The sequence below is a fragment of the Micromonospora sp. NPDC002575 genome (assembly GCF_042889525.1).
In the GTDB taxonomy this organism is placed as follows: domain Bacteria; phylum Actinomycetota; class Actinomycetes; order Mycobacteriales; family Micromonosporaceae; genus Micromonospora; species Micromonospora carbonacea.
Genome location: NZ_JBIARA010000012.1, coordinates 41,712 through 67,338 on the forward strand (window position 1 = coordinate 41,712; position 25,627 = coordinate 67,338).

General features: G+C 74.5%; 23 protein-coding genes. 13 read left to right on the forward strand and 10 right to left on the reverse strand.

Going from position 1 to position 25,627, the window contains the following annotated elements:
* Positions 1 to 7 precede the first annotated feature (7 nt).
* The gene (locus ACFYWL_RS18840) at positions 8 to 1,183 is read right to left on the reverse strand and encodes a tryptophan 2,3-dioxygenase (RefSeq protein ID WP_386974285.1); all 1,176 of its coding nucleotides are present in this window, start codon (positions 1,181 to 1,183) and stop codon (positions 8 to 10) included.
* Here ACFYWL_RS18840 and ACFYWL_RS18845 point away from each other — a divergent pair.
* The 3 genes from ACFYWL_RS18845 (at position 1,173) to ACFYWL_RS18855 (ending at position 3,309) form a co-directional block, all read left to right on the forward strand.
* Positions 1,173 to 1,607, forward strand: a complete 435-nt coding sequence (locus ACFYWL_RS18845; protein WP_043966285.1) for an Lrp/AsnC family transcriptional regulator — start codon at positions 1,173 to 1,175, stop codon at positions 1,605 to 1,607. The genes ACFYWL_RS18840 and ACFYWL_RS18845 overlap by 11 nt on opposite strands.
* A 301-nt stretch (positions 1,608 to 1,908) precedes the next feature.
* Positions 1,909 to 2,409: a hypothetical protein gene (locus ACFYWL_RS18850; protein WP_386974646.1), complete on the forward strand. Its 501-nt coding sequence runs from the start codon at positions 1,909 to 1,911 to the stop codon at positions 2,407 to 2,409.
* Between the two features lie 12 nt (positions 2,410 to 2,421).
* Entirely contained in the window at positions 2,422 to 3,309 is an 888-nt protein-coding gene (locus ACFYWL_RS18855; RefSeq protein ID WP_386974288.1) for a class F sortase, read from the forward strand.
* 42 nt (positions 3,310 to 3,351) lie between these two features.
* On the opposite strand, the gene ACFYWL_RS18860 is transcribed toward ACFYWL_RS18855, so the two are convergent.
* A complete protein-coding gene (locus ACFYWL_RS18860) occupies positions 3,352 to 3,894 on the reverse strand; it encodes an HNH endonuclease (protein WP_386974291.1) in 543 nt (180 codons plus the stop codon).
* A gap of 263 nt (positions 3,895 to 4,157) precedes the next feature.
* Here ACFYWL_RS18860 and ACFYWL_RS18865 point away from each other — a divergent pair, with 263 nt between their 5' ends.
* The 3 genes from ACFYWL_RS18865 to ACFYWL_RS18875 all read left to right on the forward strand — a co-directional run bounded on the left by ACFYWL_RS18865 (position 4,158) and on the right by ACFYWL_RS18875 (position 7,468).
* Entirely contained in the window at positions 4,158 to 5,237 is a 1,080-nt protein-coding gene (locus ACFYWL_RS18865) for a mechanosensitive ion channel family protein (RefSeq protein WP_386974293.1), read from the forward strand.
* Positions 5,238 to 5,562: 325 nt separating this feature from the next.
* Positions 5,563 to 6,948 (forward strand): MFS transporter, encoded by a 1,386-nt coding sequence (locus tag ACFYWL_RS18870; protein ID WP_386974296.1) that lies wholly within the window; start codon positions 5,563 to 5,565, stop codon positions 6,946 to 6,948.
* 100 nt (positions 6,949 to 7,048) lie between these two features.
* Positions 7,049 to 7,468, forward strand: a complete 420-nt coding sequence (locus tag ACFYWL_RS18875; protein ID WP_353900860.1) for a globin — start codon at positions 7,049 to 7,051, stop codon at positions 7,466 to 7,468.
* 49 nt (positions 7,469 to 7,517) lie between these two features.
* On the opposite strand, the gene ACFYWL_RS18880 is transcribed toward ACFYWL_RS18875, so the two are convergent.
* The 4 genes from ACFYWL_RS18880 to ettA all read right to left on the reverse strand — a co-directional run bounded on the left by ACFYWL_RS18880 (position 7,518) and on the right by ettA (position 11,144).
* Positions 7,518 to 8,102 (reverse strand): YbjN domain-containing protein, encoded by a 585-nt coding sequence (locus tag ACFYWL_RS18880; protein WP_386974299.1) that lies wholly within the window; start codon positions 8,100 to 8,102, stop codon positions 7,518 to 7,520.
* A gap of 131 nt (positions 8,103 to 8,233) precedes the next feature.
* Positions 8,234 to 9,013 carry a hypothetical protein gene (locus tag ACFYWL_RS18885; RefSeq protein WP_386974302.1) on the reverse strand — a complete coding sequence of 260 codons (780 nt, stop codon included), beginning with the start codon at positions 9,011 to 9,013 and terminating at the stop codon, positions 8,234 to 8,236.
* Positions 9,010 to 9,465, reverse strand: a complete 456-nt coding sequence (locus tag ACFYWL_RS18890) for an acyl-CoA thioesterase (protein ID WP_386974304.1) — start codon at positions 9,463 to 9,465, stop codon at positions 9,010 to 9,012. The genes ACFYWL_RS18885 and ACFYWL_RS18890 overlap by 4 nt, the downstream gene beginning before the upstream one ends.
* Before the next feature lie 2 nt (positions 9,466 to 9,467).
* A complete protein-coding gene (gene ettA / locus ACFYWL_RS18895) occupies positions 9,468 to 11,144 on the reverse strand; it encodes an energy-dependent translational throttle protein EttA (RefSeq protein ID WP_386974307.1) in 1,677 nt (558 codons plus the stop codon).
* A 212-nt stretch (positions 11,145 to 11,356) separates the two neighbouring features.
* Here ettA and ACFYWL_RS18900 point away from each other — a divergent pair, with 212 nt between their 5' ends.
* The 4 genes from ACFYWL_RS18900 (at position 11,357) to otsB (ending at position 16,162) form a co-directional block, all read left to right on the forward strand.
* Complete coding sequence (locus ACFYWL_RS18900; protein WP_043966268.1) at positions 11,357 to 11,635, forward strand: hypothetical protein; 279 nt, start codon at positions 11,357 to 11,359, stop codon at positions 11,633 to 11,635.
* Entirely contained in the window at positions 11,632 to 12,018 is a 387-nt protein-coding gene (locus ACFYWL_RS18905; RefSeq protein WP_052503876.1) for a hypothetical protein, read from the forward strand. Before ACFYWL_RS18900 ends, ACFYWL_RS18905 begins: the two co-directional genes overlap by 4 nt.
* Positions 12,019 to 12,158: 140 nt before the next feature.
* Entirely contained in the window at positions 12,159 to 13,559 is a 1,401-nt protein-coding gene (locus ACFYWL_RS18910) for a trehalose-6-phosphate synthase (RefSeq protein ID WP_043966266.1), read from the forward strand.
* Positions 13,556 to 16,162 (forward strand): trehalose-phosphatase, encoded by a 2,607-nt coding sequence (gene otsB / locus ACFYWL_RS18915; RefSeq protein WP_386974312.1) that lies wholly within the window; start codon positions 13,556 to 13,558, stop codon positions 16,160 to 16,162. The genes ACFYWL_RS18910 and otsB overlap by 4 nt, the downstream gene beginning before the upstream one ends.
* A 115-nt stretch (positions 16,163 to 16,277) precedes the next feature.
* On the opposite strand, the gene cobA is transcribed toward otsB, so the two are convergent.
* The 3 genes from cobA to cobC are packed head-to-tail and all read right to left on the reverse strand — an operon-like array spanning position 16,278 to position 19,848.
* Positions 16,278 to 17,540, reverse strand: coding sequence for a uroporphyrinogen-III C-methyltransferase (cobA, locus tag ACFYWL_RS18920; RefSeq protein WP_386974315.1), 1,263 nt, complete (start codon positions 17,538 to 17,540; stop codon positions 16,278 to 16,280).
* Positions 17,537 to 18,646 carry a nicotinate-nucleotide--dimethylbenzimidazole phosphoribosyltransferase gene (gene cobT / locus ACFYWL_RS18925; RefSeq protein WP_386974648.1) on the reverse strand — a complete coding sequence of 370 codons (1,110 nt, stop codon included), beginning with the start codon at positions 18,644 to 18,646 and terminating at the stop codon, positions 17,537 to 17,539. Before cobT ends, cobA begins: the two co-directional genes overlap by 4 nt.
* Positions 18,646 to 19,848, reverse strand: coding sequence for an Rv2231c family pyridoxal phosphate-dependent protein CobC (gene cobC, locus ACFYWL_RS18930; RefSeq protein ID WP_386974317.1), 1,203 nt, complete (start codon positions 19,846 to 19,848; stop codon positions 18,646 to 18,648). The genes cobT and cobC overlap by 1 nt, the downstream gene beginning before the upstream one ends.
* 121 nt (positions 19,849 to 19,969) lie before the next feature.
* Between cobC and ACFYWL_RS18935 the strand changes: the two genes are divergently transcribed.
* Positions 19,970 to 22,102, forward strand: a complete 2,133-nt coding sequence (locus ACFYWL_RS18935) for a transglycosylase domain-containing protein (RefSeq protein WP_386974320.1) — start codon at positions 19,970 to 19,972, stop codon at positions 22,100 to 22,102.
* A gap of 47 nt (positions 22,103 to 22,149) precedes the next feature.
* Here ACFYWL_RS18935 and ACFYWL_RS18940 read toward each other — a convergent pair whose 3' ends face one another.
* On the reverse strand, positions 22,150 to 23,559 hold the full coding sequence (locus ACFYWL_RS18940) for a cobyrinate a,c-diamide synthase (protein WP_386974323.1): 1,410 nt from the start codon (positions 23,557 to 23,559) through the stop codon (positions 22,150 to 22,152).
* Positions 23,560 to 23,792: 233 nt separating this feature from the next.
* On the opposite strand from ACFYWL_RS18940, the gene ACFYWL_RS18945 reads away from it, so the two are divergent.
* Complete coding sequence (locus tag ACFYWL_RS18945) at positions 23,793 to 24,614, forward strand: SURF1 family protein (protein WP_386974325.1); 822 nt, start codon at positions 23,793 to 23,795, stop codon at positions 24,612 to 24,614.
* A gap of 297 nt (positions 24,615 to 24,911) precedes the next feature.
* The gene (locus tag ACFYWL_RS18950) at positions 24,912 to 25,595 is read left to right on the forward strand and encodes a hypothetical protein (RefSeq protein ID WP_386974328.1); all 684 of its coding nucleotides are present in this window, start codon (positions 24,912 to 24,914) and stop codon (positions 25,593 to 25,595) included.
* The last annotated feature ends 32 nt before the right edge of the window (positions 25,596 to 25,627 follow it).

A 25,627-nucleotide genomic window follows, 5' to 3' on the forward strand; every position in this document is an offset into this window, starting at 1 on the left:
TCCCCGCTCACATCGCCGTCCGGGCCGACCACAGCTCGGGGAAGACCACCCGGGACATGCTGCGCTGCAGCCAGGCCAGGCCGGCGGAGCCGCCGCTGCCGACCTTCGCGCCCATGGTGCGCTGGACCGCCTTGACGTGGTTCCACCGCCAGTCGCCGAACTGCTCGGCCACCTCGGCCAGCGCCTCGCCGAGCAGCCGCAGCTCGTCGCCCGGCCCGCTCGCGCCGGCGTCCCCGCCGGCCTCCGCGTCGCCGGCTCCCCCGCCAGCCGCTTTCCCGCCGGCCGCTTCCTCGCCGGCTGCTTTCCCGCCGGCCGCTTCCTCGCCGGCTGCTTCCTCGTCGTCGTAGATCGCCACCCAGGCGGCCTCCACCGCCGGGTGCGGCCGGTGCTCCTCGGCGACGTCGCGCCCCAGCACCTCGGCCGGCACGGCGAAGCCGCGCCGGGCCAGCAGGGCGACCACGTCGTCCCACAGGCTCGGGGCGGCGAGCGTGGCGCGCAGCTCGGCGTGCACCTCGGCCTGCCGGCGGAACGGCCGGATCAGGGCCGCGTCGCGCAGGCCGAGCGTGAACTCCAGGTGCCGGTACATCGCCGACTGGAAGCCCGAGCCCTCGCCGAGCAGGTCGCGGAACCGGTTGAAGTCGGCCGGGGTCATCCAGCGCAGCCCCTTCCAGGCCGCGTTGAGCCCCTCCAGGTGCAGCGCCGCGCGGCGCAGCGGGGGCAGGGCGGCGCGCACCCGGTCGGCGCGCAGGCAGCGCTGGGCCTCGCGCAGCTCGTGGCGGGTCAGCCCGAAGTACAGCTCCATGATCTGGCTGACCATCAGGAAGGACATCTCGCCCGGGTCGTCGCTCAGCGGCTGCTGCAACCGGTGCAGGGTGCTGGCGTGCACGTACGCGTCGTAGGGCACCCGGTCGGCGAAGTCCAGGGTCGGTTCGCCGCCGTTACGGGCCGCCCGGGCCGCCCGCTGCCGCGGGGTCGCCGGGCGGACGGCCACGGCCGGTGCGGGCACCCGCAGGTCCGTCTGCTCCACCTGTCGTCTCCTCCATGAGCCGGGTAGCGTCATGGTGCCCCGGTCGACGGGCCGAACGGAATGCCGATTCGACGGCACTGCCCGCCTTCGACCTGCGAAGCCAAAGGCGAAACCCCCATCCACCTTTCGGAGAGGAAGGCCACCCGTGGACGACATGGACTGGGCGCTGCTGCGGGAACTCCAGGCCGACGCCCGGCTCTCGTACAGCGAGTTGTCCCGCCGGGTGCACCTGTCGCCGCCGGCCGTGGCCGAACGGGTCCGCCGGCTGGAGGAGTCGGGGGTGATCACCGGCTACCACGCCCACGTCGACCTGGCCCGCGCCGGCCGCACGGTGGTCGCCCTGATCCGGATGTCCTGCTATGGGTCGCGCTGCATCCTCAACGACCCGGACGTGCCGGGCTGGCCGGAGATCATGGAGATCCACCGGATCACCGGCGACGCGTGCAGCGTGCTGCGGGTCGCGGCCGGCTCGATCGGGGACTTCGAACGGGTGATCGACCGGCTCGCACCGTACGGCCAGCCGTCGAGCACGATGGTCCTCTCCACCCCCCTGGCCTGGCACCCCGTCACCCGCCTGTAAGGAAGGGCACCTTGTTAACGCTTTCTGTATAGGAAGGGCCCCCTCCTAACACCTGCCGACCCGCCGCGCCGACCGGTGCCGGCGGGGGTTTGCCCCCACGTCAGGGGGAATGCAGGGCGGACTTGTCCCGGGGAGGATTCCGGTGCCTCGGCACCGGGAGGGGGGAACAATGCGGGGGCTCACCGCGTCACAGCGTGCCCGTCCGGCCAGGTGCGCCGCACCGGCCGCCACGACCCGTCGTCCGGCCACGGAGGCCACACCCGCCCCAGCCCGTCCGATCGGGCGCGCCGCGCGCGCCGCACTGACCGTACGGGCCGTGCTGACCGTGCTCGGCGTGATCGGGGCGTTCGTCCTGGTCGCCGGCGCGCCGGCGCGGGCCGGGGAGAACACCTTCGTCGAGGTCACCCCGAACAGCGCGCAGGCCGGCACCCGGGTCAACATCCGGGCGAGCTGCGACAACGACAACAACCGCCAGGCGGACGTGCAGTCCGACGCGTTCGGGCGGGTCATGCTCCGGCCGAACAACGGCTTCCTGACCGGGGCGGTCACCATCCCCGGCAACAAGCAGGCCGGCGACTACTCCGTCGAGCTGCGCTGCGCCAACGGCGGCACCGCGACCACCACCCTCACCGTGCTGAACATGACGCAGCCGAGCAAGGGCCCGAACACCGGTGCCGGCGGCACGGCCGGCGAGGGCCGGGGCACGGGCTCGCTGCTGCTGGTCGGCGGCCTGGTGGCGGCGGCCGTCGCGGCCGGTTTCGGTGCCTTCGGCTCCCGCCGGCAGACCGGGACGCGGTCCTGACCGGGAGCCGTCATGGCCCGACGTACCCGCGCCGACGCCGCGGCCCGACGCGAGCGCGACCGGCGGGACCGCGACCGGCGAACCCCGCGCAGGCCGGTCCGGGCCGCAGCCCGGCGCGTGGCCCGGGGTTGCGGGCGGTTCGCCCGGGTGGCCCGGCAGGCGTTCTCGGCCAGCGTCACCACCGTCGGTCCGCCGGGCCGCGCCGGGACACCCGGCGGCACCGGGCCCGTCGGCGTGGGGGCCCGATCCGGTACGGCCGCCCGGCGGTGGCAGCGGGCGGTCCGCCGGGGCCCGGGGTTCCCGGTGCTGTTCGTCGCCACCCTGATGGTGCTGATCGTGGCGATGCTCGGCGTCCAACGGGTGACGGGGCACAGCCTCCTGCCGGACCGCTTCATCGCCGGGCTGCGGCCCCCGCCCAAGAAGTTCCCGGTGCTGCCGGCCAGCCGGCCGGTGGGCATCGCGAGCGCGCCGATCGGCCTCGACGCCCCGGTGCACGACGTGGGCATCGCCGCGGACGGCAGCATCGGGGTGCCGGACGCCGACCGCGCCCAGGAGGCCGGCTGGTACGACCAGGGCCCGACCCCCGGCCAGTACGGTCCGGCGGTGATCGTCGGTCACGTCGACACCCGCACCGGGCCGGCGGTCTTCCACGAGCTGAAGGAGCTGCGCTCCGGCGACCGGGTCGAGGTGCGCCGGGCCGACCGCTCCGTGGCGGTCTTCGAGGTCGACGAGGTGCGCCGCTACGCCAAGGCCCGGCTGCCGGTGGACGAGGTCTACGGCGACTTCAGCCGGCCGGGGCTGCGCCTGATCACCTGCGGCGGTGCGTGGGTCGGCGGCGAGACGGGGTACGCCGACAACGTGGTGGTGTACGCGTCCCTGGTGAAGGCCCGCACCACGTGACGGGCACCGCGCCGGGGGCGGGCGCGCGAGCGCGCGGGTGGCTCAGGCCGCCGCCTCGGTCTCGGCCTCGCGCAGGTCGAGCCAGTCCGCCCAGCGCGGATCGGGGGCCCGGTGCCCGAGCACCCGCCAGGCCGTCCCCTTCGGCACGGCGGGCGGCGCGTGCAGCCGCCAGCCCAGCTCGGCCGGGGTCTTGTCGCCCTTGGTGTGGTTGCACCGGGCGCAGGCGGCCACCACGTTCTCCCAGGCGTGCCGGCCGCCCCGGCTGCGCGGGAACACGTGGTCGATGGTCTCGGCGGGGCCCCGGCAGTAGGCGCAGCGCCAGCCGTCCCGGGCGAAGATCGCCCGCCGGGAGAGCCCGACGTGGGCGCGGTAGGGCACCCGCACGAACCGGGTGAGCCGGACCACCGAGGGCACCGGGAGCGCGTCGCGGGCGCTGTGCAGGATGCCCTCGCCGTCGGCGACGCAGACGGCCTTGGCGGAGAGCACGAGGATGGCGGCGCGGCGCACCGACACGACACACAGCGGCTCGTAGGTGGCGTTGAGAACCAGCGCGCCGGAGCCCACCGTGGGTCGTATGTCAGGCATCGAGCTCACCCTCCCGGTCCAGCCGCTCCCACCGCTGGCACGCCGGGCGTGCCCCGCGCAGGGCGGAACGACGCCGGCGTCGGCGGGATCACCGACGTCCGTTGCGCCAATCGTCCCTGATAAGGCCCCGGATTGCACGTACTAATCCGGGTCCCTGGTGGAAGCATTCCGCGGCTGTGTCAAGATGACCGGTTCCGCACGGTCCGCTCCGGGGTGCGCGCCCCGCTGCCGCCCGGTCGCGGGCCGTGGGGTACGAAAGCAGGGTGAGCGCCCCCAGCCTGTTTCTCGCCGCCCTTCCCGCCGCCGCGGCCGTCGCCGTGGCCCCCGGAGCCTCCCCGGATCCGTCGCCGAGCGCGGACTGCCAGGGCAGCGCCTCCTGCGAGTGGCTGTACGAGACGAGCGGCTCGGCCTGGTTCGCGGAGGGCAGCTACTGGATCCTGCTCAAGCCGCTGCGGGTGCTGCTGATCCTCGCGCTGGCCTTCCTCGCCCGGTGGGCGCTGCACCGGATGCTCAAGCGGCTGGTCCGGACCACCGCCGACGGGGTGCCCACGCTGCTGCGCCCGCTGCGCGAGCGGGTGCCGACCGCCGCCCACGAGCCCGGTGAGTTCATCCCCGAGCGGCGGCGGCAGCGGGCCGAGGCCATCGGCTCGGTGCTGCGCAGCATGGTCACGGCGTTCGTCTTCGGCATCGCGCTGCTGATGATCCTTCGGGAGTTCAACTTCGACCTGGCGCCGCTGCTGGCCAGCGCGGGCATCGCCGGCGTGGCGCTCGGCTTCGGCGCGCAGAGTCTGGTCAAGGACCTGATCGCCGGCCTGTTCATGTTGGTCGAGGACCAGTACGGCGTGGGCGACACGGTGGACCTGGGCGAGGCGACGGGCGTGGTGGAGTCGGTCGGCCTGCGGGTGACGACGGTCCGCGACGGCCGGGGCGTGCTCTGGTACATCCGCAACGGCGAGATCGTCCGGGTGGGCAACAAGAGCCAGGGGTGGGCGCTGGTCGTGGTGGACCTGCCGATCGGGTTCGCGGGCACCGAGGAGGCGACGGCGGTGCTGCGCACGGCCGCCGCGTCGGTGGCCCTGGACCCGGAGCTGGCCCCGGAGATCGTGGAGCAGCCGGACGTGCTGGGCGTCGAGCAGATGACGGTGGACGGCGCGGTGATCCGTACGGTCGTGAAGACCACCGCGGACGGGCAGTTCGCGGTGGGCCGGGAGCTGCGCCGGCGGCTCGCCGAGGCGCTGGAGAACTCGGGCATCACCGCCAGGATCGCCGCCGCCCGCCTCTACCCGGGCGTCCCCCTGCGCGCCCCGGACGACACGGCGACCGGCCAGGGCGGGGCCACCTGATCCGGCTCCGCCGCCACCTGATCACACTGTGCCGCCGCTGCCCCCGCAGCCGGCCCCAGCACCGCCCCAGCCACCGAGAACCGTCGATGACCTGCGGTTTTGTTGACCGAGAATACAGGGGTCGCGGACCGCGCGGCCCCTCGGGTATCGTCCGTTCGTTCAGTCGGAGATGCGACGATCAATCCGTTCGCCCTAGCTAGTTGTCAGACGATCGGGCAGAATCCGGTACGCACGCCACCTGCCGGAGCGTGATCACGTCTCGCTGATCCGTAGATCTGACGACGGTTCCCGGTCAGGCCATCACGAGTGGCCCACCGTGGGAACGATGGAGGCCACGGTGTCCGACGAGCGACCCTCCCAGGAAGGGCCGGCCACCTTCCGCGAGGTGTTCGCCCAGCGGGAGTACAGGGCGGTCTTCACCGCCAGCGCGCTCTCCTGGATCGGCGACTTCATCGCCAAGGCCGCTGTCACGGTGCTGGTCTACCGCGAGACGCAGTCCGTGGCCTATTCGGCCGCCGCGTTCGCGGTCAGCTTCCTGCCCTGGTTGATCGGCGGCCCGATGCTGGCCACGCTGGCCGAGCGCTACCGCTACCGCTCGGTGATGGTGGCGTGCGACCTGATCCGCATGGCCCTGATGGTGCTGGTCGCCGTCCCGGGCAACGAGCCGTGGCTGATCCTCTGCCTGCTCTTCGCGACCACCCTGGCCAACCCGCCCAGCCAGGCCGCCCGGTCCGCGCTGATGCCGCTCATCCTGACCGGCGACCGGCTGGTGGTCGGGCTCTCGCTCAACAGCAGCACCGGCCAGGCCGCCCAGGTGCTCGGCTATCTCATCGGCGCGGCCCTCGCCGCGTTCGACCCGACCCTCGCCCTGCTGGTCAACGCGGCCACGTTCGCCCTCTCGGCGGCCCTGGTCCGCTTCGGCGTCCAGGACCGGCCGCCGGCGATGACCAGCGCCCACCGCAGCCATCTGCTGCGGGAGACCGGCGACGGCTTCCGGATCGTCTTCGGCACGCCGGTGCTGCGGGCGATCGCCCTGCTGGTCTTCAGCGCCATGCTCTTCTCCATCGTGCCGGAGGGGCTGGCCGCCGCCTGGGCCCGCGAGGGCGTCGACGACGGCATGGACAGCGGCGCCGCCCAGGCCGTGATCATGGCCGCCAACCCGGTCGGCTTCATCCTGGGCGGGCTGCTGGTCAGCCGGGCGGTCGCCCCGGCCCGCCGGCTCGTGCTGATCCGGCCGCTGGCGGTGCTCGCCCCGCTCGTCCTGGTGCCGTCGCTGCTCGACCCGCCGCCGCTGGTGGTGGCGCTGCTCGCCGGCCTGTGCGGCTTCGCGGTCGCCGGGCTGCTCCCGGTCGCCAACGGCCTCTTCGTCCGCGCGCTGCCCAGCGGCTACCGGGCCCGGGCGTTCGGCGTGATGGCCACCGGGGTCCAGGTGATCCAGGGCCTCGCGGTGCTGGTCACCGGCCTGCTCGCCGAGCGCTTCCCGATCCCGGTGGTGGTCGGGGGGTGGAGCGCGGCCGGCGTGCTGCTGATGCTGCTCACCGCCGCGGCGTGGCCGACGCGGGCGGCGATCGACGCGGCGGTCGAGGCCGCCGGCAACGCCGGCGCGCCGGCCCCGGCCGGGGGTGGCGAGCCCCGGCCCGCCGCACCGGGCGACCGGCGCGAGGGGGGCACGCCGGGCGAGCGCGGCCGGGCCAGCCAGGCGGTGAGCTGAGCCACCCCGCGGCCCGCCCCGGTCCCCGCTGTGACGAGGTCGGCAGCGCCCCGGCCGGTACGCCCCCGCCGGTTCCGGCCGCGCCTGGCAGGATGGAACGGTGAATCCCACCGGTGAGTCCGAGCGTGCCGTGACCCTGTTCGAAGCGGTCGGCGGCGAACCCACCTTCCGCAAGCTGGTGGACGAGTTCTATGCCGGCGTCGCCACCGATCCGCTGCTGCGGCCGATGTATCCGGAGGAGGATCTGGGCCCCGCCGCGGACCGGCTGACGCTGTTCCTCATGCAGTACTGGGGCGGCCCCAACACCTACTCCGCGCAGCGGGGGCACCCCCGGCTGCGGATGCGGCACGCCCCGTTCCGGATCGGCGCGGCCGAGCGCGACGCCTGGCTGCACCACATGCGACGGGCCGTGGACCGGCTGGATCTGCCGCCGGAGATCGCCACCGCGCTCTGGGACTATCTGGAGCGGGCCGCCTACTTCATGGTGAACGTCATGGAGGACCCGGCCGGGCCGGCCTGACGCGGTCCCGCCCGGGTCGCCGGCGGCGGCCCGGGCGGGACCGTACGGGTCAGAGCAGGGCGCCCTCGTCGTGCAGCCAGTCCACGAAGGTGGTGGCCACCGCGGCGCCGCAGTCGAGCATCTCCACCAGCAGCGCGTCGTGCGCCCCGGCGCCGAGCGGCACCTGGAGCTCCGCGTAGATGGGCAACTGCCCCCGCTCGGTGGGGTCACCGATGTATGCCTTGCAGAACCGTCGGGTGTGGTTCCACTCGTTGACCACCCGGTAGGCCCGGTCGGCCCAGTCCGGTGGGACGGTGGCGTGCGGGCGGGCCCGCATCACCAGGATCTCGTCCTCGGGACCCTCCAGGGTGACCAGCACCGCGTGCCGCTCCCACATGGCCAGTAGGTTGCCGTCGCCGTCGGCCAGGTAGCGCACGTCCAGCAGGTCGAGCGCGTCGCAGACCCGGCGAAGGGTGACCGGCTCGACGGTGGCCGACATGTCGGCGATCATCGGCCGATCGACGGACGGGCAGTCGTCGCCCGGTTGACGTGGGGCCGGTGGACCGACCCGGACGGTGCTGTCCACTGTGATCCCGCTTCGAGTTTCCGGTTCGCCGCCAACGGCGGGACCGGGGCGCCATGACCACCACGGCATCGCTCGCGCACCTCACTCCCCAGCGGATCCAGCCGCCTACGGTGCGTTGGATCCGAGGATGGACGGTACCCGGACAGCCGGGTTGTGGCATCCCCCCAACGACAGCCCCGGGCCAGAAGAATGACCACCGGTCATACTTTCGGATGACCCCCGAGCGGCGTAACGGCTAGATCCGCGACCTTCTGCGACCACACGGCTCCGTATGGTCCCACCAGACCGACCCATCGGCCGGCCGTTCTCACCTGAACGTCACCGCCTGCGGGCCCCGCACCGGGGCCGGCGGCGGCGCTGCCGGGGCGGCCCAGGAAGCCCATCCGCACCAGCCCCTGGACCAGCCGCTGGGCGATCTCGACGGGGGGCCCGGGCGGATCGTCCGGGGTCACCACCACCGCGACGTGGTCGAGCAGGGCGTCCCGCAGCGCCCGCTGCCCCACCGCCCGGCCGGCCACCCCGTGCGCGGCGGCCTCCCGCAGCGTGCCGGCCGCCGCCTCGGCGATCCGCCACAGTTCCCCGGCCGGCAGCAGCTCCACCGACCGGCTCACCGGCGGCGGCAGCGGCCAGCGCCACTGCGCGTCCCGCCGCACGGGCAGGCCGCCCGCGCCGGACGACAGCGCGGCCAGCAGCTCCCGGGCGGCCACCGTGACGTCGCCGCGCCCCGCCCCGGCCACCGTCCGGACGGCCAGCACGCCCCACGGCAGCCGGGCCCAGAGCGCCGTCCGGCCGCCCGCCGCGCCCGGCTCGCCCACCGGCGGGGCCGGGCGCAGCCGGACCGGCGCGGCCGGGTCGAGCCGGACCAGCCGGGCCAGGAACGCGCCCGCGTCGGCCACCCCGGTCAGCCCGTGCCCGCCGGCCGGGCCGGGATCCGTGCCGGCCGGGCCGGGCCGCTGCGGACGCGCCGGGGCGTCGCTCACACCGGCCTCCCGGCCGGGCCGCCGGGGGCGTACGACAACAGGAAGGCCCGCTCCTCGTCGGTGACCCGCCGGGGCCGCTGGGCGACCAGGTCGAACGGGACCAGCACCGAGCGGGCGGTGCTGGCGAGGGTGTCGCCGTCGTACAGCTCGTAGGCGACGGTGAACCGGGCGGCCCGGATCTCCTCCACCCACAGCTCGATCCGGACGGTCGGGGCGGCCTCGGCCGTGGCCCGGCCGAGCGCGTAGTCGACCGGGCGCAGGTAGTCGACCTCGTGCCGGCGGATGACGACGCCGTCGGCGAACGAGCCGACCCCCCACGCCTTGCCGCCGGCGAACATCAACGCCACCCGGGCCTCCTCGTAGAGGGTGAGGAAGCGCGAGTTGTTGACGTGGCCGTACGCGTCCAGGTCGGACCAGCGCAGGGTGCAGTGGTAGACGAAGCGGTCCGCCATGCTCAGTCGCGGGTGAGCTTGCGGTAGGTGACCCGGTGCGGGCGGGCCGCCTCCGCGCCGAGCCGGTCGACCTTGTTCTTCTCGTACGCCTCGAAGTTGCCCTCGAACCAGAACCACTTCGCCGGGTTCTCGTCGTCGCCCTCCCAGGCCAGGATGTGCGTGGCGACCCGGTCGAGGAACATCCGGTCGTGGGAGATGACCACGGCGCAGCCGGGGAACTCCAGCAGGGCGTTCTCCAGGCTGGAGAGGGTCTCGACGTCGAGGTCGTTGGTCGGCTCGTCGAGCAGGATGACGTTGCCGCCGATCTTGAGCGTCAGCGCCAGGTTGAGCCGGTTGCGCTCGCCGCCGGAGAGCACCTTGGTCGGCTTCTGCTGGTCGGGCCCCTTGAACCCGAACGCCGCGATGTACGCCCGCGACGGCATCTCGACCTTGCCGACCATGAGGTGGTCCAGCCCGTCGGAGACGACCTCCCAGACCGTCTTGTCGCCGGCCAGGCCCTGCCGGTTCTGGTCGACGTACGACAGCGAGACCGTGGGGCCGACCTTGACCTCGCCGCCGGTGGGCTGCTCCAGCCCGACGATGGTCTTGAACAGGGTGGTCTTGCCGACGCCGTTGGGGCCGATGATGCCGACGATGCCGTTGCGCGGCAGCGAGAACGACAGGTTGTCGATCAGCACCCGGTCGCCGAACGCCTTGGTCAGGTTGTGCGCCTCGATGACGGTGCTGCCCAGGCGCGGGCCCGGCGGGATCTGGATCTCCTCGAAGTCCAGCTTCCGGGTCTTCTCCGCCTCGGCGGCCATCTCGTCGTAGCGGTCGAGGCGGGCCTTCGACTTGGTCTGCCGCGCCTTGGCGTTGGAGCGGACCCACTCCAGCTCCTCGGAGAGGCGCTTCTTCATCTTGGCGTCGCGCCGGCCCTCGACGGAGAGCCGGGCGGCCTTCTTCTCCAGGTAGGTGGAGTAGTTGCCCTCGTACCCGATGGCCCGGCCCCGGTCCAGCTCCAGGATCCAGCCGGCGACGTTGTCGAGGAAGTACCGGTCGTGGGTGATGGCCAGGACGGTGCCGGCGTACTTGGCCAGGTGCTGCTCCAGCCACTGCACGCTCTCGGCGTCCAGGTGGTTGGTGGGCTCGTCGAGCAGCAGCAGGTCGGGGGCCTCCAGCAGCAGCTTGCACAGCGCCACCCGGCGGCGCTCGCCGCCGGAGAGCTGGGTCACGTCGGCGTCCGGCGGCGGGCAGCGCAGCGCGTCCATGGCCAGTTCGAGCTTGGAGTCGATGTCCCAGGCGTCGGCGGTGTCCAGCTCCTCCTGGAGCCTGCCCATCTCCTCCATCAGCTCGTCGGAGTAGTCCGTCGCCATCTGCTCGGCGATCTTGTTGAACCGCTCCAGCTTCGACTTGATCTCGGCGACCGCCTCCTCGACGTTGCCGAGGACGGTCTTGGCGTCGTTGAGTGGCGGCTCCTGGGCGAGCAGGCCGACGGTGTAGCCGGGCATGAGCCGGGCCTCGCCGTTGCTCGGCCGGTCGAGCCCTGCCATGATCTTGAGGAGGCTGGACTTACCGGCACCGTTCGGACCGACCACACCGATCTTGGCCCCCGGCAGGAAGTTCAGCGTCACGTTGTCCAGCACGACCTTGTCGCCGTGCGCCTTGCGCGCCTTTTCCAGGACGTAGATGAACTGGGCCACGGTGCGGGCTACCTCCGTCGATTGGTGGTCTCACGTTCGGGTGCGGGCGCGGGCTCCGTGGGCCGCTCGCCGCCGCCGGCCGGGGGCCGGCCACAACGCACGCCATCGTCAATCCTGACAGGTACGCCGGGCTGCGCCCACATCACCCCGCCCGGCCGGCGCGCTGGCGCGCCTCCTTGCCTCGACCGGTATAACCGGATAGCTTTCGCGGTATGACCAAGAAGATCGCCATCAGCGTTCCCGACGACGTGGCGGAGCGCTTGGCCGAGGAGCCCAACGTCTCGGCGTTCATCACCGAGAGCGTCCGGCAGCGGATGGCCGGGGAACGCACCCGTCGGGCGCTGCGGCAGGTCGGCTTCCGGTTGACCGAGGCGGGCCTCACCGAGGCCGGGCAGCGGCTCGACGAGGCACAGGCGAAGATCACGCCCGAGCTACGGGCCAAGGCGGCGGCGCTGCTGGGCGAGGCTTCCCGCGGGCGGCTGGCCTCGTGAGCGAGGCCGGCCTGGTGCTCGACACCTCCTGCCTGCTCGCCTACTCCGAAGGGACCGAGGCGGTCGGCGAACAGATCGCCAAGGTCGCGGACAAGCTCCAGGTCGTGGTCGTCCCCGCCCTCTGCCTGGCCGCCGCGTACCGGCAGGTGACCAGCGACGGCTGGCCGCTCCTGGACATCCTCGGCGACCTGGAGCAGGTGGTCGTCACTCCCGTCGAGCACGACATGTGCGCGATCCTCGGTGGCTGGTCGCGCACCCTGGGAAGCATGGACCTGGCCCAGGCGGCGATGGAGGCCGCGCGCGCGACGACACCGATCATGACGGACCGGCGCGAGGTGCTGGGTGAGGTGCTGCCGAAGGAATGGCCGATCATCGATCTGTGAGCCGGGCGGCCGGCGTGATCGTCTTCACGGTTCCGCCAGCGTGGGACGGGTAGGTAACTCCGGCACGGGGTCCCAGACGCCGCAGCTACGCTCAGTACGCTCAGCGCGGTGGACCCGTCAGCACCCGGAGGTGGCCGAACGTGACCGTCCGTAGTTCCTTTGTCGTAGTGGCGAACCGACTACCGGTCGACGAGGTGAACACCCCCGAGGGGCGGCAGTGGCGACGCAGCCCCGGTGGCCTCGTGACCGCCCTGCACCCCGTCCTCGCCGAGCACCAGGGGACGTGGGTCGGCTGGGCCGGCGGCACCGGCCCCGCCCCCGAGCCGTTCGACCTGGAGGGCATCCGGCTGCACCCGGTGCCGCTGAGCGCCGACGAGCTGGAGCGCTACTACGAGGGCCAGTCGAACGCGACAATCTGGCCGCTCTACCACGACGCGGTGGAGACACCGGCGTACAAGCGGCGCTGGCGCGAGGCGTACCGGCTGGTCAACGCGCGGTTCGCGGAGGCCGCAGCGGAGGTCGCGGCCGACGGGGCGACGGTCTGGGTGCAGGACTACCAGCTCCAGCTCGTTCCCGCGATGCTCCGCGAGCTGCGCCCCGACCTGCGCATCGGGTTCTTCCTGCACATCCCGTTCCCGCCGATCGAGCTGTTCATGCAGATGCCGTTCCGCACCGAGATCCTGCGCGGGCTGCTCGGCGCGGACCTGATCGGCTTCCAGCAGCGGCTGGCCGCGCAGAACTTCGTCCGGCTGGCCCGGCACCTGCTCGGGCTGCGCTACGAGGGGCAGATGATCCAGGTCGACGGCCGCCAGGTGAAGGCGGGCGCGTTCCCCATCTCCATCGACACCCGGGAGATGGAGCGGCTGGCCGAGGACCCGGCCATCCAGTCCCGGGCCAAGCAGATCCGCGAGGAGCTGGGCAACCCCCGGACGATCATTCTGGGCGTCGACCGGCTCGACTACACGAAGGGCATCGAGCTCCGGCTCAAGGCATTCCGCGAGCTTCTTGCTGACGGAAAGTTGACAGTTCCGGACGCGGTTATGGTGCAAGTGGCCACGCCGAGCCGCGAACGGGTGGAGCACTACCAGGCCCTACGGGTCAAGGTCGAGCGCGAGGTTGGCCGGATTAATGGGGAATTCGGCCGGGTCGGCGTGCCGGCGGTGCATTACCTGCATCAGTCGTACAGTCGCAGTGAGTTGGCGGCGATGTACGTGGCCGCCGACGTGATGATGGTGACCCCGCTGCGAGACGGAATGAATCTGGTGGCCAAAGAGTACGTGGCATCGCGCGCCGACCAGGGCGGCGCGCTCGTGCTCAGTGAGTTCGCCGGCGCCGCGACAGAGCTGCGCCAGGCGTTCCTGTGTAACCCGCACGACCCGGACGCGGTCAAGGACGCGTTGCTCAAGGCCGTGCACGTGGAGAAGCCCGAGGCCCGCCGTCGCATGCGGGTCATGCAGCGCCACCTGCGTACCCACGACGTGGGGCACTGGGCGAAGTCGTTCCTCACCGAGCTCGGTGTGCCTGATTCGGAGGTTGCGTGAACACGTCCGTCCACGAGGGGGCGGCCCCGGCCGCGGGAGTGCTGGATCCGGAGCTGCGGGCGGCCATCGGACGGATAGCCCGCGTGCCGCAGCTCCTCGTCGCCTGTGACTACGACGGCACCCTCGCGCCGATCGTGGAGGACCCGAGCAAGGCCGTGCCGCTGCCCGAGTCGGTCGCCGCCGTCCGCGCGCTCGCCGCGCTGCCGCAGACCACCGTCGCCGTGGTCTCCGGGCGGGCGCTGCGCGACCTGGCCGCGCTCTCCCGGCTGCCCAGCGAGGTCCACCTCGTCGGCAGCCACGGCTCCGAGTTCGACATCGGCTTCGTCGAGCGGCTCTCCCCCGAGCTGATCGCCGTGCGCACCCGGCTGCGCGACGCGCTGCGCGAGATCGCCAACGCCCACCCGGGCGTCCGGCTGGAGCGCAAGCCCGCCAGCGTCGCCGTGCACACCCGCGGGGTGGACCCGCAGGTCGCCGCCGCCGCCATCGACGCGGTCCGCACCGGCCCCGCCACCTGGGACGGCGTCACCGTCACCCAGGGCAAGGAGGTCATCGAGCTGTCCGTGGTGGCGACCCACAAGGGCACCGCCGTCGACCAGCTCCGCACCCAGCTCTCGGCCAGCGCCGTGCTGTTCATCGGCGACGACGTCACCGACGAGAACGCGTTCGGCAACCTGCACGGCCCCGACATGGGCATCAAGATCGGCCCCGGCGAGACGAAGGCCGACTACCGCGTCGGCGAGCCGATCGAGGCCGCCCGGGCGCTGGGCCTGCTGCTGGAGACCCGACGGCACTGGCTGTTCGGGGAGCGGGCCGTCCCGATCGAGCGGCACTCGATGCTCGCCAACGGGCGTACGGTCGCGCTGCTCACCCCCGAGGCCAAGGTCACCTGGCTCTGCCACCCCAAGCCCGACTCCGCGGCGATCTTCGCCGACCTGGTCGGCGGCAGCCCGGCGGGGCACTTCAGCGTCGCCCCCGAGCGCGGCGGCATCCCGCTGGGGCAGCGCTACCGCTCCGGCACGATGACCGTGGAGACCCGCTGGTCGGGCCTCACCGTCACCGACTGGCTGGACAAGCCGGCCCGGGAGACCACCCCCGACGGCCCGGCGGTCGTCACCGGCGACTCCGCCCTGGTGCGGGTGCTCACCGGCACCGGGAAGGTGCGGGTGGAGTTCGCCCCCCGGCCCGAGTTCGGCCAGGTCGCCACGCAGCTCCAGCCGGTCGGCGACGGGCTGCTGGTGCTCGGCTCCAACGAGCCGATCGCGCTCTACTCCCCGGGCGTGGAGTGGCAGGTCGACAACGACGGCGGGTACGAGACGGCCAAGGCCGTCGTCGACCTGTCCGCCGCCGGCGGGCAGGTGGTGCTGGAGCTGCGCTTCGGCACGCACAGCCTGGAGCACCACCGGCTGACGGTCCACGAGCGGCAGGCCGCCGCCGAGCAGCCGTGGAAGGACTGGGTGGCCTCGCTGCGGCTGCCCACCACCGCCCGGGACCTGGTCGCCCGCAGCGCGCTGACCCTGCGCGGCCTCTGCCACGAGGCCACCGGCTCGATCCTCGCCGCGGCGACCACGTCGCTGCCCGAGGAGCTGGGCGGCGTGCGCAACTGGGACTACCGCTACTGCTGGCTGCGCGACGCGGCGATGACCGCGCGGGCGCTGGTCGACCTCGGCTCCACCGAGGAGGCCGAGGCGCTGCTGCGCTGGGTGGACGGCTGCATCGAACGCACCGGCGGGCACCCCGAGCGGCTGCACCCGCTCTACACCGTCGACGGGTACGAGCTGGGCGCCGAGGCGGTCATCGACACCCTGCCCGGCTACGCCGGCTCCCGGCCGGTGCGGGTCGGCAACCTCGCCAACCACCAACTCCAGCTCGACGTGTTCGGCCCGATCGCCGACCTCATCGCCGCCGTCGCCGATGCCCGGGGCACCGTCCGCGAGGACGAGTGGCGGGTGCTGGAGAACATGGTCGAGGCGGTCCGCCGCCGCTGGCACGAGCCCGACCACGGCATCTGGGAGGCCCGCCTCCCCCCTCGGCACCACATCTTCTCGAAGGTGATGTGCTGGATGACCGTCGACCGGGCGCTGCACGTGGTGCGGCAGCACGGCGGCGAGGACCGGCCCGAGTGGGTGGAGCTGCGCGACCGGATCGGCGCCAACGTGCTGGAGTACGGCTGGCACGAAGCCGTGGAGGCATACAGCGTCGCGTACGGCGACGAGGACATGGACGCGTCCTCGCTGTGGATCGGCCTGTCGGGCCTGCTCCCCGGCGACGACCCGCGCTTCCTGTCCACCGTGCTGCGCATCGAGGCCGACCTGCGCAGCGGCCCGGTCGTCTACCGCTACCACTGGGACGACGGCCTGCCCGGGCGCGAGGGCGGCTTCCACATCTGCACGGCGTGGCTGATCGAGGCGTACCTGCGCACCGGCCGCCGCACCGACGCGGAGGAGCTGTTCGCCCAGATGGTCGACACGGCGGGCCCGACGGGGCTGCTCCCCGAGCAGTACGACCCGCTGGCCGAGCGCGGGCTGGGCAACCACCCGCAGGCGTACAGCCACCTCGGCCTGATCCGCTGCGCCCTGCTGCTGGACAACATGCTCAAGCAGTGACCGAGGTGTAAGGAAGGGCCCCCTGTTAACGCATTCTGCATAGCAGGGGGCCCTTCTTAACGCCCGCGCCCGATCCGGGGGGGGCCGGCGCGGGCGGGCCGGCGCGGGGCCAGCCTCAGGCGTCGGGCGGGAGCCAGCCGTCCAGCGCGTCCACCACGTCGCCGACGACCACGACCGCCGGGGGCCGCAGGCCCGCCTCGGCCACGTCGGCGGCCACCGCCCCGAGCGTCGAGCGCAGGCTCCGCTGGTCGCCGGTCGTGCCCTCCTGCACCACCGCGACCGGCGTGTCCGCCGGCCGCCCGTGCCCGATCAGCGCCCCGGCGATCGCGGCGAGGTTCTTCAGCCCCATCATGATCACCAGCGTGCCGCGCAGCCCCGCGAGGGCGTCCCAGCGCACCAGGGAGGCCGGCGAGTCGGGCGCGACGTGCCCGGAGACCACGGTGAACTCGTGCGCCACCGCCCGGTGGGTGACCGGAACGCCCGCCGCCGCCGGGGCGGCGATCGAGCTGGTCACCCCGGGCACCACGGTCACCGGCACCCCGGCCGCCGCGCAGGCCAGCAGTTCCTCGCCGCCCCGGCCGAAGACGTACGGGTCGCCGCCCTTGAGCCGCACCACGAACGCCCCGGCCAGGGCCCGGTCGACGAGGATCCGGTTGATCTCGTCCTGGGCCCGCGACGGCCCGTAGGGGATCTTCGAGGCGTCCACCAGCTCGACGTCCGGGCGCAGCTCGTCGAGCAGCAGCCCTGGCACGAGGCGGTCGGCGACCACCACGTCGGCCTCGGTGAGCAGCCGCCATCCCTTCACGGTGATCAGCTCCGGGTCGCCCGGCCCGGCCCCGACGAGCGCCACCCGCCCGCGCCCGGCCCCGGCGTTGTTAACAGGGGGCCCTTCCTCTACCGAATCCGTTAACAGGGGGCCCTTCCTTGCACCCAGGAGGGCGCGGATGGCGTCGCGGACCGTCATGGCGCGGCGGGGGTCGCCGCCGCCGAGGACGGCGACCGTGACCGGGCCGTGCCGGGTGACGGCCGGCGTCCACGCGGTGGCGGCGGCCCGGTCGTCGGCCCGGACGCAGAAGATCCGCCGCTCGGCGGCGGCGGCGCTGACCGCCGCGGCGGCCACCGGGTCGTCGATCGCCGCCTGGACCAGCCAGGCCCCGTCCAGGTCGGCGGGCTCGAAGCGGCGCGGCTCCCAGCGCAGCCGCCCGGCGTCGACGTGGGCGCGCAGCGCGGGGGTCAGCTCCGGCGAGACCAGCAGCACGTCCGCGCCGGCGTCGAGCAGCGCCGGCACCCGCCGGGTGGCGACCGCTCCCCCGCCCACCACGACCACCCGCCGGCCCGCCAGGCGCAGACCCAGGGGGTACGGGTTCGAGGCGCTCACTTCTCGGCCACCCCCGCCGAGTCGAACGTGGCCACCTCGTGCAGCACCCGGACCGCGCCGGTGACCACGGGCAGGGCCAGCAGCGCGCCGGTGCCCTCGCCGAGGCGCAGCCCCAGGTCGACAAGCGGGTCGAGCCCGAGGTGGCGCAGCCCCACCGTGGCCCCCGGCTCGGCGGAGCGGTGCCCGGCGACCAGCGCGCCGACCGCGTCCGGGGCGAACGCGACGGCGGCGAGCGCAGCGCTGACCGCGATCACCCCGTCGAGCAGCACCGGCACCCGGCGGGCGGCGGCGCCGAGGATCAGCCCGGCCAGGGCGGCGTGCTCCAGGCCGCCGACGGCGGCGAGGACGCCCAGCGGGTCGGTCGGGTCGGGGGCGTGCCGGGCCAGCGCCGCCCGCACCACCCCGATCTTGCGGGCGTACGTGGGGTCGTCCACTCCGGTGCCCCGGCCGGTCGCCTCGGCGGCGTCGACGCCGGTGAACGCGGCGACCAGGGCGGCGGCGGGGGTGGTGTTGCCGATGCCCATGTCCCCGGTGAGCAGGATGCCCGCCCCGGCGTCGATCAGCTCGCGGGCGATGCGGATGCCGGTCTCCACGGCGGCGAGCGCCTCGTCGCGGGTGAGGGCGGCGGTGACGGCGAGGTCGCGGGTGCCGGGGCGCACGTTCGCCGCCACGAGGCGGGGCGTCCTGGTGGCGGGGTGCCCGTCCGCGTCGCCGGGCGGGCCGTCGGCCTGGGCGGGGACGGCCGGCGGCAGCGGGGTGGCGACGCCGACGTCGACGACGGTGACCGAGGCCCCGGCCTGCCGGGCGAACGCGTTGACCACCGCCCCGCCGGCCAGGAAGTTGCCGATCATCTGCGCGGTGACCTCCTGCGGCCAGGGGGTCACCCCCTGGGCGTGCACGCCGTGGTCGCCCGCGAAGATCGCCACGGCGGCCGGCTCGGGCAGCGGCGGCGGGCAGGTGCGGGCCAGGCCGGCGAGCCGCACCGAGAGCTCCTCCAGGACGCCGAGCGAGCCGGCCGGCTTGGTGAGCCGGCCGTGCAGCTCACCGGCGGCGACCATCGCCGGCTCGTCGAGCGGCCGGATCGCCGCGATGGTGGTGTGCAGCATCATGCCTCCAGAATCTCCGCCAGCACCTGCGCGAAGGCGTCGGTGGTGGCCCGGTCGCGCACGGCCACCCGCAGCCAGTCTGCGCCGAGGCCGGGGAACGTGTCGCCCCGGCGTACCGCCCAGCCGCGCTCGCGCAGCCGCTGCCGCACCCCGGCCGCGCCGGGCAGGTGGACCAGCACGAACGCGCTGGCCGGGCGGCCCGCGACGCGTACGCCGGGCAGGGCCGACAGGCGGGTCACCAGGTGGTCGCGGTCGGCGGCCAGCTCGGCGGCGATGGCGCGCTCGGCCGCGACGGCGGCCGGGGACGCGCAGGCGGTGGCGGCGGCGAGCGCCGGGGTGGACACCGCCCACAGCGGCTGGGCGGCGGCGAGGCGGGCCAGCAGCGGGGCCTCGCCGAGCAGGTAGCCGATCCGCAGCCCGGCCAGCCCCCAGGTCTTGGTGAGGCTGCGCACGACGACCAGGCCGGGCAGGTCCCGCCGGGCGGCAAGCGACTCGGGCTCGCCGGCGACGCCGGGCGCGGCGGTGGTGTCGGCGAACGCCTCGTCGACGACGAGGACGCGGCCGGGGCGGGCCAGCGCGGCGAGGGCGGCGGCCGGGTGCAGCACGGACGTCGGGTTGGTGGGGTTGCCGACCATGACGAGGTCGGCGTCGGCGGGCACCCGGGCCGGGTCGAGGCGGAAGCCGTCGGCGGGATCGAGCAGCACCCGCTCGACGGGGTGCCCGGCGGCCCGCAGCGCGGCCTCCGGCTCGGTGAACTGGGGGTGCACGACCACCGGCCGGCGCGCGCCGGTGAGGGCGCGGGCGAGCAGCACGAAGCCCTCGGCGGCCCCGGCGGTGAGCAGCGCCTCCTCCGGGGGGCGGCCGTGCCGGGCGGCGACGGCCGCGCGGGCGGGCCGGGGGTCCGGGTACGCGGCCAGCTCGCCCAGGGCGGCGGTGATCGGGTCGGCCAGCCAGTCCGGCATCGGGGCCCGGCGGACGTTGACGGCGAGGTCGACCAGGCCGTCGCCGACCTCGGCGTCCCCGTGGTGCCCGAGGTCGGGGCCGTCGGGGCCGGCCTGGCCGGGGCCCGATCCGTCGGGACCGGGGTGGCCGGGGCCCGATCCGTCGGGGCCGGGGTGGCCGGGGGCGGGACCGGGGTCCGCCTCGACGGTGGCGTCCGGCTCGTCCCGGGTGGGTGGTGGCGGCGCCAGGTGAGCACGCATGTCCGCGATCCTGCCGGGAAGCCGCCGCGCGGGACAGCGCATCCCGGCGTGGGCCGCGTCACCCGCTGCCGGTTTATGAATTGTTCTCACGGACGAATCGGAAATGTCATAACTTGACCCCGTGAGTAACCGACCCCTTGCCTCAGTTGGTCGTCTCGTCCCTCTCCTGCGCGCCGGGCTGATCGCCGGCATCGTGATCGCCGGCGCGCTCTACCCGCTGGCCGCCGTCACCGGCCTCGGCGCCAAGGCCACCGCGCACGCCGGGGAGCACAAGGCCGACATCCTGCGCACCGCGCTGCCCGCCGAGACCTCCTACGTGTACGCGCCGGACGGCCACACGGTGCTGACGATGTTCTACGAGGAGTACCGCCGCTACACGAAGCTGTCCGACATGTCCCCGAACATCCAGCAGGCCATCGTGGCCGCCGAGGACAGCCGCTTCTACCAGCACCGGGGCGTCGACCCGAAGGGCGCCGCCCGTGCCTTCGTGGCCAACTCCCGCTCCGGCGGGGTGTCCCAGGGCGCGTCGACCCTGACCATGCAGTTCGTCCGGATGACCCTGCGGGACAGCGCCAAGACCCCGAAGGAGGTCCAGGAGGCCACCCAGCAGACCAGCCTGCGCAAGGTCAAGGAGATGCGGATGGCGATGGACGTCGAGAAGGAGCTGACCAAGGAGCAGATCCTGGAGCGCTACCTCAACTCGGCGTACTTCGGCCACCGGGCGTACGGCATCTTCGCCGCCGCGCAGATCTTCTTCTCCAAGACGCCGGCCACCCTCACCCCGGCCGAGGCGGCCACCCTCGCCGGCCTGGTCAAGTCGCCCTCCGAGTACGACCCGGCCACCTCCGACCAGAAGGACGCCACCGGCCGGCGCAACTACGTGCTGGACCGGATGGCGCAGCTCGGCTACCTCAGCCCGGACGCCGCCGCCGCGGCGAAGGGCGAACCGATCCGGCTCCAGCTCACCGACCCGCCCAACGACTGCGCCTCGCTGCCGGCGACGTACCAGACCTGGGGCTTCGCCTGCGACTACCTGAAGAACTGGTGGAGCGCCCAGCCCGCGTTCGGGGAGAACCGGCTGGAACGGATGGACAAGCTGCGCCGCGGCGGCTACCGGATCGTGCTCAGCATCGACCCGAAGATCCAGGCCGCGGCCGAGAACAACGTGGGGGCCAAGGAGAACACCGGCAGCCCGTTCGCCAACGGCATCGTCGTCGCCGAACCGGGCACCGGGCGGATCAAGGCGATGGCGGTGAACCGCAACTACTCGCTGGACGTCAGCGAGAACGGGCCCAGCTCCAACCCGGAGGCGTCGCCGAAGGTGAAGGCCAACTATCCGAACACCGTGGCGCCCCTGCTCGGCGGCGGCGACCTGCCCGGCTACCAGGCCGGATCGACGTTCAAGATGTTCCCGATGCTGGCCGCGCTCAACGCCGGGATGCCGCTGTCCACCACGTACGACTCGCCGTACCGGTACCAGTCCGCCGTGTACGACGGATGGGCCCCGTCCAACGCCAGCGCCGCGATGACCGGCCGGCAGACGATGTGGTCTGGGTTCGGAAAGTCGGTGAACACCTACTTCGTCCAACTGGAGGAGAAGGTCGGCGCGGACGCCGCCGTGCGGCTCGCCGAGCAGCTCGGGCTGCGCTGGCGCACCGACGTCGACCGGGAGCAGGCGTCGCCGGGCAAGGCCGAGAAGTGGGGCGCGTTCACCCTGGGCGTCTCCGACGCCACCCCGCTGGAGATGGCGAACGCCTACGCCGCGATCGCCGCCGACGGGCGGTACTGCGAGGCGATGCCCGTCCGGTCCATCAGCAAGCGGGACGGCACCCCGGCCACGTACACGACGGCCGGCGGGATCGAGCGGGAGGTCGCCAAGCCGCGCTGCCGGCAGGTGGTCAGCGCCGACGCGGCCCGCGCCGCCACCGACGCGGCCCGCTGCCCGACCGGCGACTCCCCGGCGAAGGGGAGCTGCGGCGGCTGGTCGACCGCCGACAGCGTCCGGGGCACGGTGGGGCGGCCGGTGGCCGGCAAGACGGGTACGACCGACAGCACCCGGTCGGCCTGGTTCGTCGGCTACACGCCGGAGCTGGCGGCGGCTAGCTTTATCGCGGACCCGGACAACCCGTTCAACGCCGTCGGCGACGGGCAGTCCGAGGTCCCGATCGCGGCGGTGGCGAACACCCTGCGCGACGGCCTGAAGGGCCAGCCGACCCGCGAGTTCACCCCGCCCTCCGACGCCATCGTCGGCTGACGCCGTCGCCGACTCACCCGGTGCCGCCGCCGGGTGAGCGGCGGCGGTCAGGCGGGGGCAGGGGCATCGAGCGCCGCGTGACCGGCCCGGGCCGCCGCGACGACCCGGGCCCCGATCCCCGGCTGCCCGGCCCAGTGCACCATCAGCTGCGAGGCGTGCACGCCCCGCCAGACGAACCCCTCGGGCGCGCCGCCGTCCCAGATCCACGCCGGGGCCTGCCCGGCCCGGGGGGTGAGCACCGCCCGGTGCTCCTTGTGGCCGACCACCGTCGCCCCGGCCGGGGCGAGCACGCTGTCGGTGCGGGCGGTCGCCGACCGGTAGCCGACCACCACGCCGTCGCGGCTGACACCCACCGCGTCGAGCACGCCGCACATCGGCAGCCCGTCCAGCTCCCGGGCCAGCCAGAGCAGGCCGGCACCCTCGGCGAGCACCGGCCGCCCGGTGCGGGCCAGCTCCGCCACCGCGATGCAGAGCCGGCGGTTGGCGGAAAGCTGCTCCGCGTACGACTCGGGGAGGCCGCCGCCGACGACCAGCGCGGCCGACCCGGCGGGCAGCGACTCGTCGCGCAGCGGGTCGAAGCGGACCACCTCGGCGCCGGCCGCGCGCAGCAGCTCGGCCGTCTCGGCGGGGCCGTAGTCGCCGCCCGGCCCGCCGGCCACCGCGATCACCGGGGACGCGCCGGCCGGCACGGGCCCCGACGGGTCCGCCGGACCGGCCGGCTCGGCCGGCTCCGGCGACCAGGGCTCGCCGGGCACCGGCGGGGCCGACCGGGCCAACGTCAGCAGCCGGTCCAGGTCGAGCGTGGCGGCCACCGCCTCGCCGAGCCGGCGGACCGCCCGCAGCGCGTCGGCGTCGCGGCCGACCACCGGGGCCAGGCCGTGCCGCCGGGCCGGCAGCACCGGGGGCAGCTCGTGGCGGCGCACCGCGCCGTAGACCGGCACGCCGACGTCGTCGAGCGCCTCGCGCAGCATCGCCTCGTGCCGGGGCGAGGCCACCCGGTTGAGGATCACCCCGCCCAGCCAGAGCTGCTCATCGTACGCCCGGAAGCCGTGCACCAGGGCGGCCACCGACTGCCCCATCGCCGCCACGTCGACCACCAGCACCACCGGGCTGCGCAGCGCGATCGCCACGGCGGCGGTGGACTCCGTCTCCGGCTGGCCGGCGACCGAGTCGTACAGCCCCATGGTGCCCTGCACCACGGCGAGCCCGGCACCGGCGGCACCGTGCCCGAACAGGGCCGGGACGCGGCCCGGCCCGACCAGCCGGGCGTCGAGGGTGCGCCCCGGGCGGCCGGCGGCGAGGCCCAGGTAGCCGGCGTCGACCTGGTCCGGCCCGACCTTGAACCCGGCGACGTCGAGGCCCCGCTCGGCGAAGGCGGCGAGCAGCCCGAGCGCCACCGCGCTCGTGCCGTGGCCCGAGGACGGCGCGCTGAGCACGAGGCGCGGCACGACGGTCATCAGCGACTCCTCCGGCGAGGGTGGTACGCGGCGGCGGTCGGCCCCCCGATCCGCCCGCGTGACGATACCCGTCCGGACGGGCCGCCCCGCCGCCCGCCGCACCGTCGCCCGGTCTCGCCGGCACCGTCGCCGGGTATCGCCGTACCGTCGCAACGGTCTGGCCGTACCGCCCGCCCGGCGGCGGGTCGGGGCCGGTCGCCGGCTGGTGGCGGTCCTGCGGGTAGCCTCGACGCGTGTACCGGTTCCTCCTGACGCCACGCTGGCTGGGCATCCTCGCGCTGACCCTGGTCGCCGCGGCCGTGATGGTGCTGCTCGGCAACTGGCAGCTGGACCGCTACCGGGGCCGCACCGCGATCAACGAGCGGATCGACGCCGGCAGCCGGATGACGCCGGTGCCGCTACGCGACGCCGTGCCCGCCCCCACCGGGGGCGGCGGCACGGCCGGCCCGGCCCCCGCCGACGAGGCCACCTGGTCGCGGGTCACCGTGACCGGGCGGTACGACACGGCGAACATCATCCTGGTCCGGGGCCGCACGGTCGACAACCGCGTCGGCTTCGAGGTGGTCACCCCGCTGGTCCTCGCCGACGGCACGGCCGTGCTCGTGGACCAGGGCTGGGTGCCGCCCGCCCCCGGCGGGGCCCTGGCGCAGCCGCAGTTGCCGCCGGTGCCGCAGGGCGAGGTGACCGTGGTGGGCCGGGTGCACCCGACCGAGAGCGGCGCGGGGGCCGTCAACCGGCGCGACGGCCGGCTGGAGACCCGGCGGGTCGGTGTCCCCCGGCTGGCCCGGGAGCTGCCGTACCCGGTCTACGGCGCGTACGTCCTGCTCGACGAGCAGACGCCGGCCGCCGACCCGGTCTTCCAGGCGGTGCCGATCGGGCACACCAACAACTGGCAGAACTTCGGGTACGTCGTGCAGTGGTGGCTCTTCGCCGCCATGACGCTCTTCGGCTACGGCTGGGTGGCACGGCGGGAGGCCCGCCGGGCAGCCGGGCTGGACGGGCCGGGCGAGCCGCTCGACCGGGCCGCCGAGCCGTCGCCGAGCGCCCCCGCCTGACCGTCGCCGGGCCCTCCCCGGTGCGGAAACCGGACACTCGGCGGGTCGCCGGGGCGCGACGGAAAGTTGTAGTGTCCGCCGGGTGATCGCCTACCGTGGGGGGTCGCGGTGACCCCTGATCCCACGCCGCCGCCACACCCGCCGGAGCCGCCCTCCTCGGGTCCGCCCTCCCCGAATCCGGTCCCAGGGCCGCCCTCACCGGAGGAGCCGGCTTCTCCGCAGGGACCGGCTCTCCCGCAAGGGCCGGCTTTCCCACAGGGGCCGGCTTTCCCCCAGGGGGCGGCTTTCCCGGAGCCGGTGACGGCGACGCATCCGTCGACCGACCCGTGGGCGGTCACGCCGCGCTCGACGACGTACTCGACCCCGCCGGCGGGCTTCCCGGCCACGGCTGACCCGTTCGCCCCGCCGCCGGCCACCGCGCCGTTCCCGGTGCCGCCGGCCGCCGCGCCGTACTCGGCGCCGCCGGGCACCGGCCCGTACTCCGCGCCACCCGCCACGGGCCCGTACTCCGCGCCGCCCGCCGCCGGCCCGTTCTCCGCGCCGCCGGGCCCCGGCCCGTACCCGGCGCCGCCCGCCGGGCCGTACCCGCCGGCGCTGGCGGCCCCGCTCGGGGGCCCGCAGTACGGTGCGCCCTCCGGGGTGGCGGTGCAGATCGGCGAGATCATGGTCGCCCCGCCGGAGATCCGCACCCCGGCCGGCGTGCTGCCCCTGGCCGGGACGCAGTGGCACGTCGCCGACTACTGGCAGACGGAGCAGAAGGTCGCCACCTGGGCGATCGTCTGCGCCGTGCTCGGGTTCTTCTGCCTCACGATCTTCAGCCTGCTCTTCCTGCTGATCAAGGAGACCCGGCACTACGGCACCGTGCAGGTGACGGTCAGCAACGGCCCCCGCCAGTACGTGGCCCGCATCCCCGTCACCGACCAGGGGCAGGTCATGCACATCAACAACCAGGTGAACTACGCCCGGTCGCTGTCCGCCTGACCGGCCGTGTCGGGCAGGTGGCGGCATCCGCA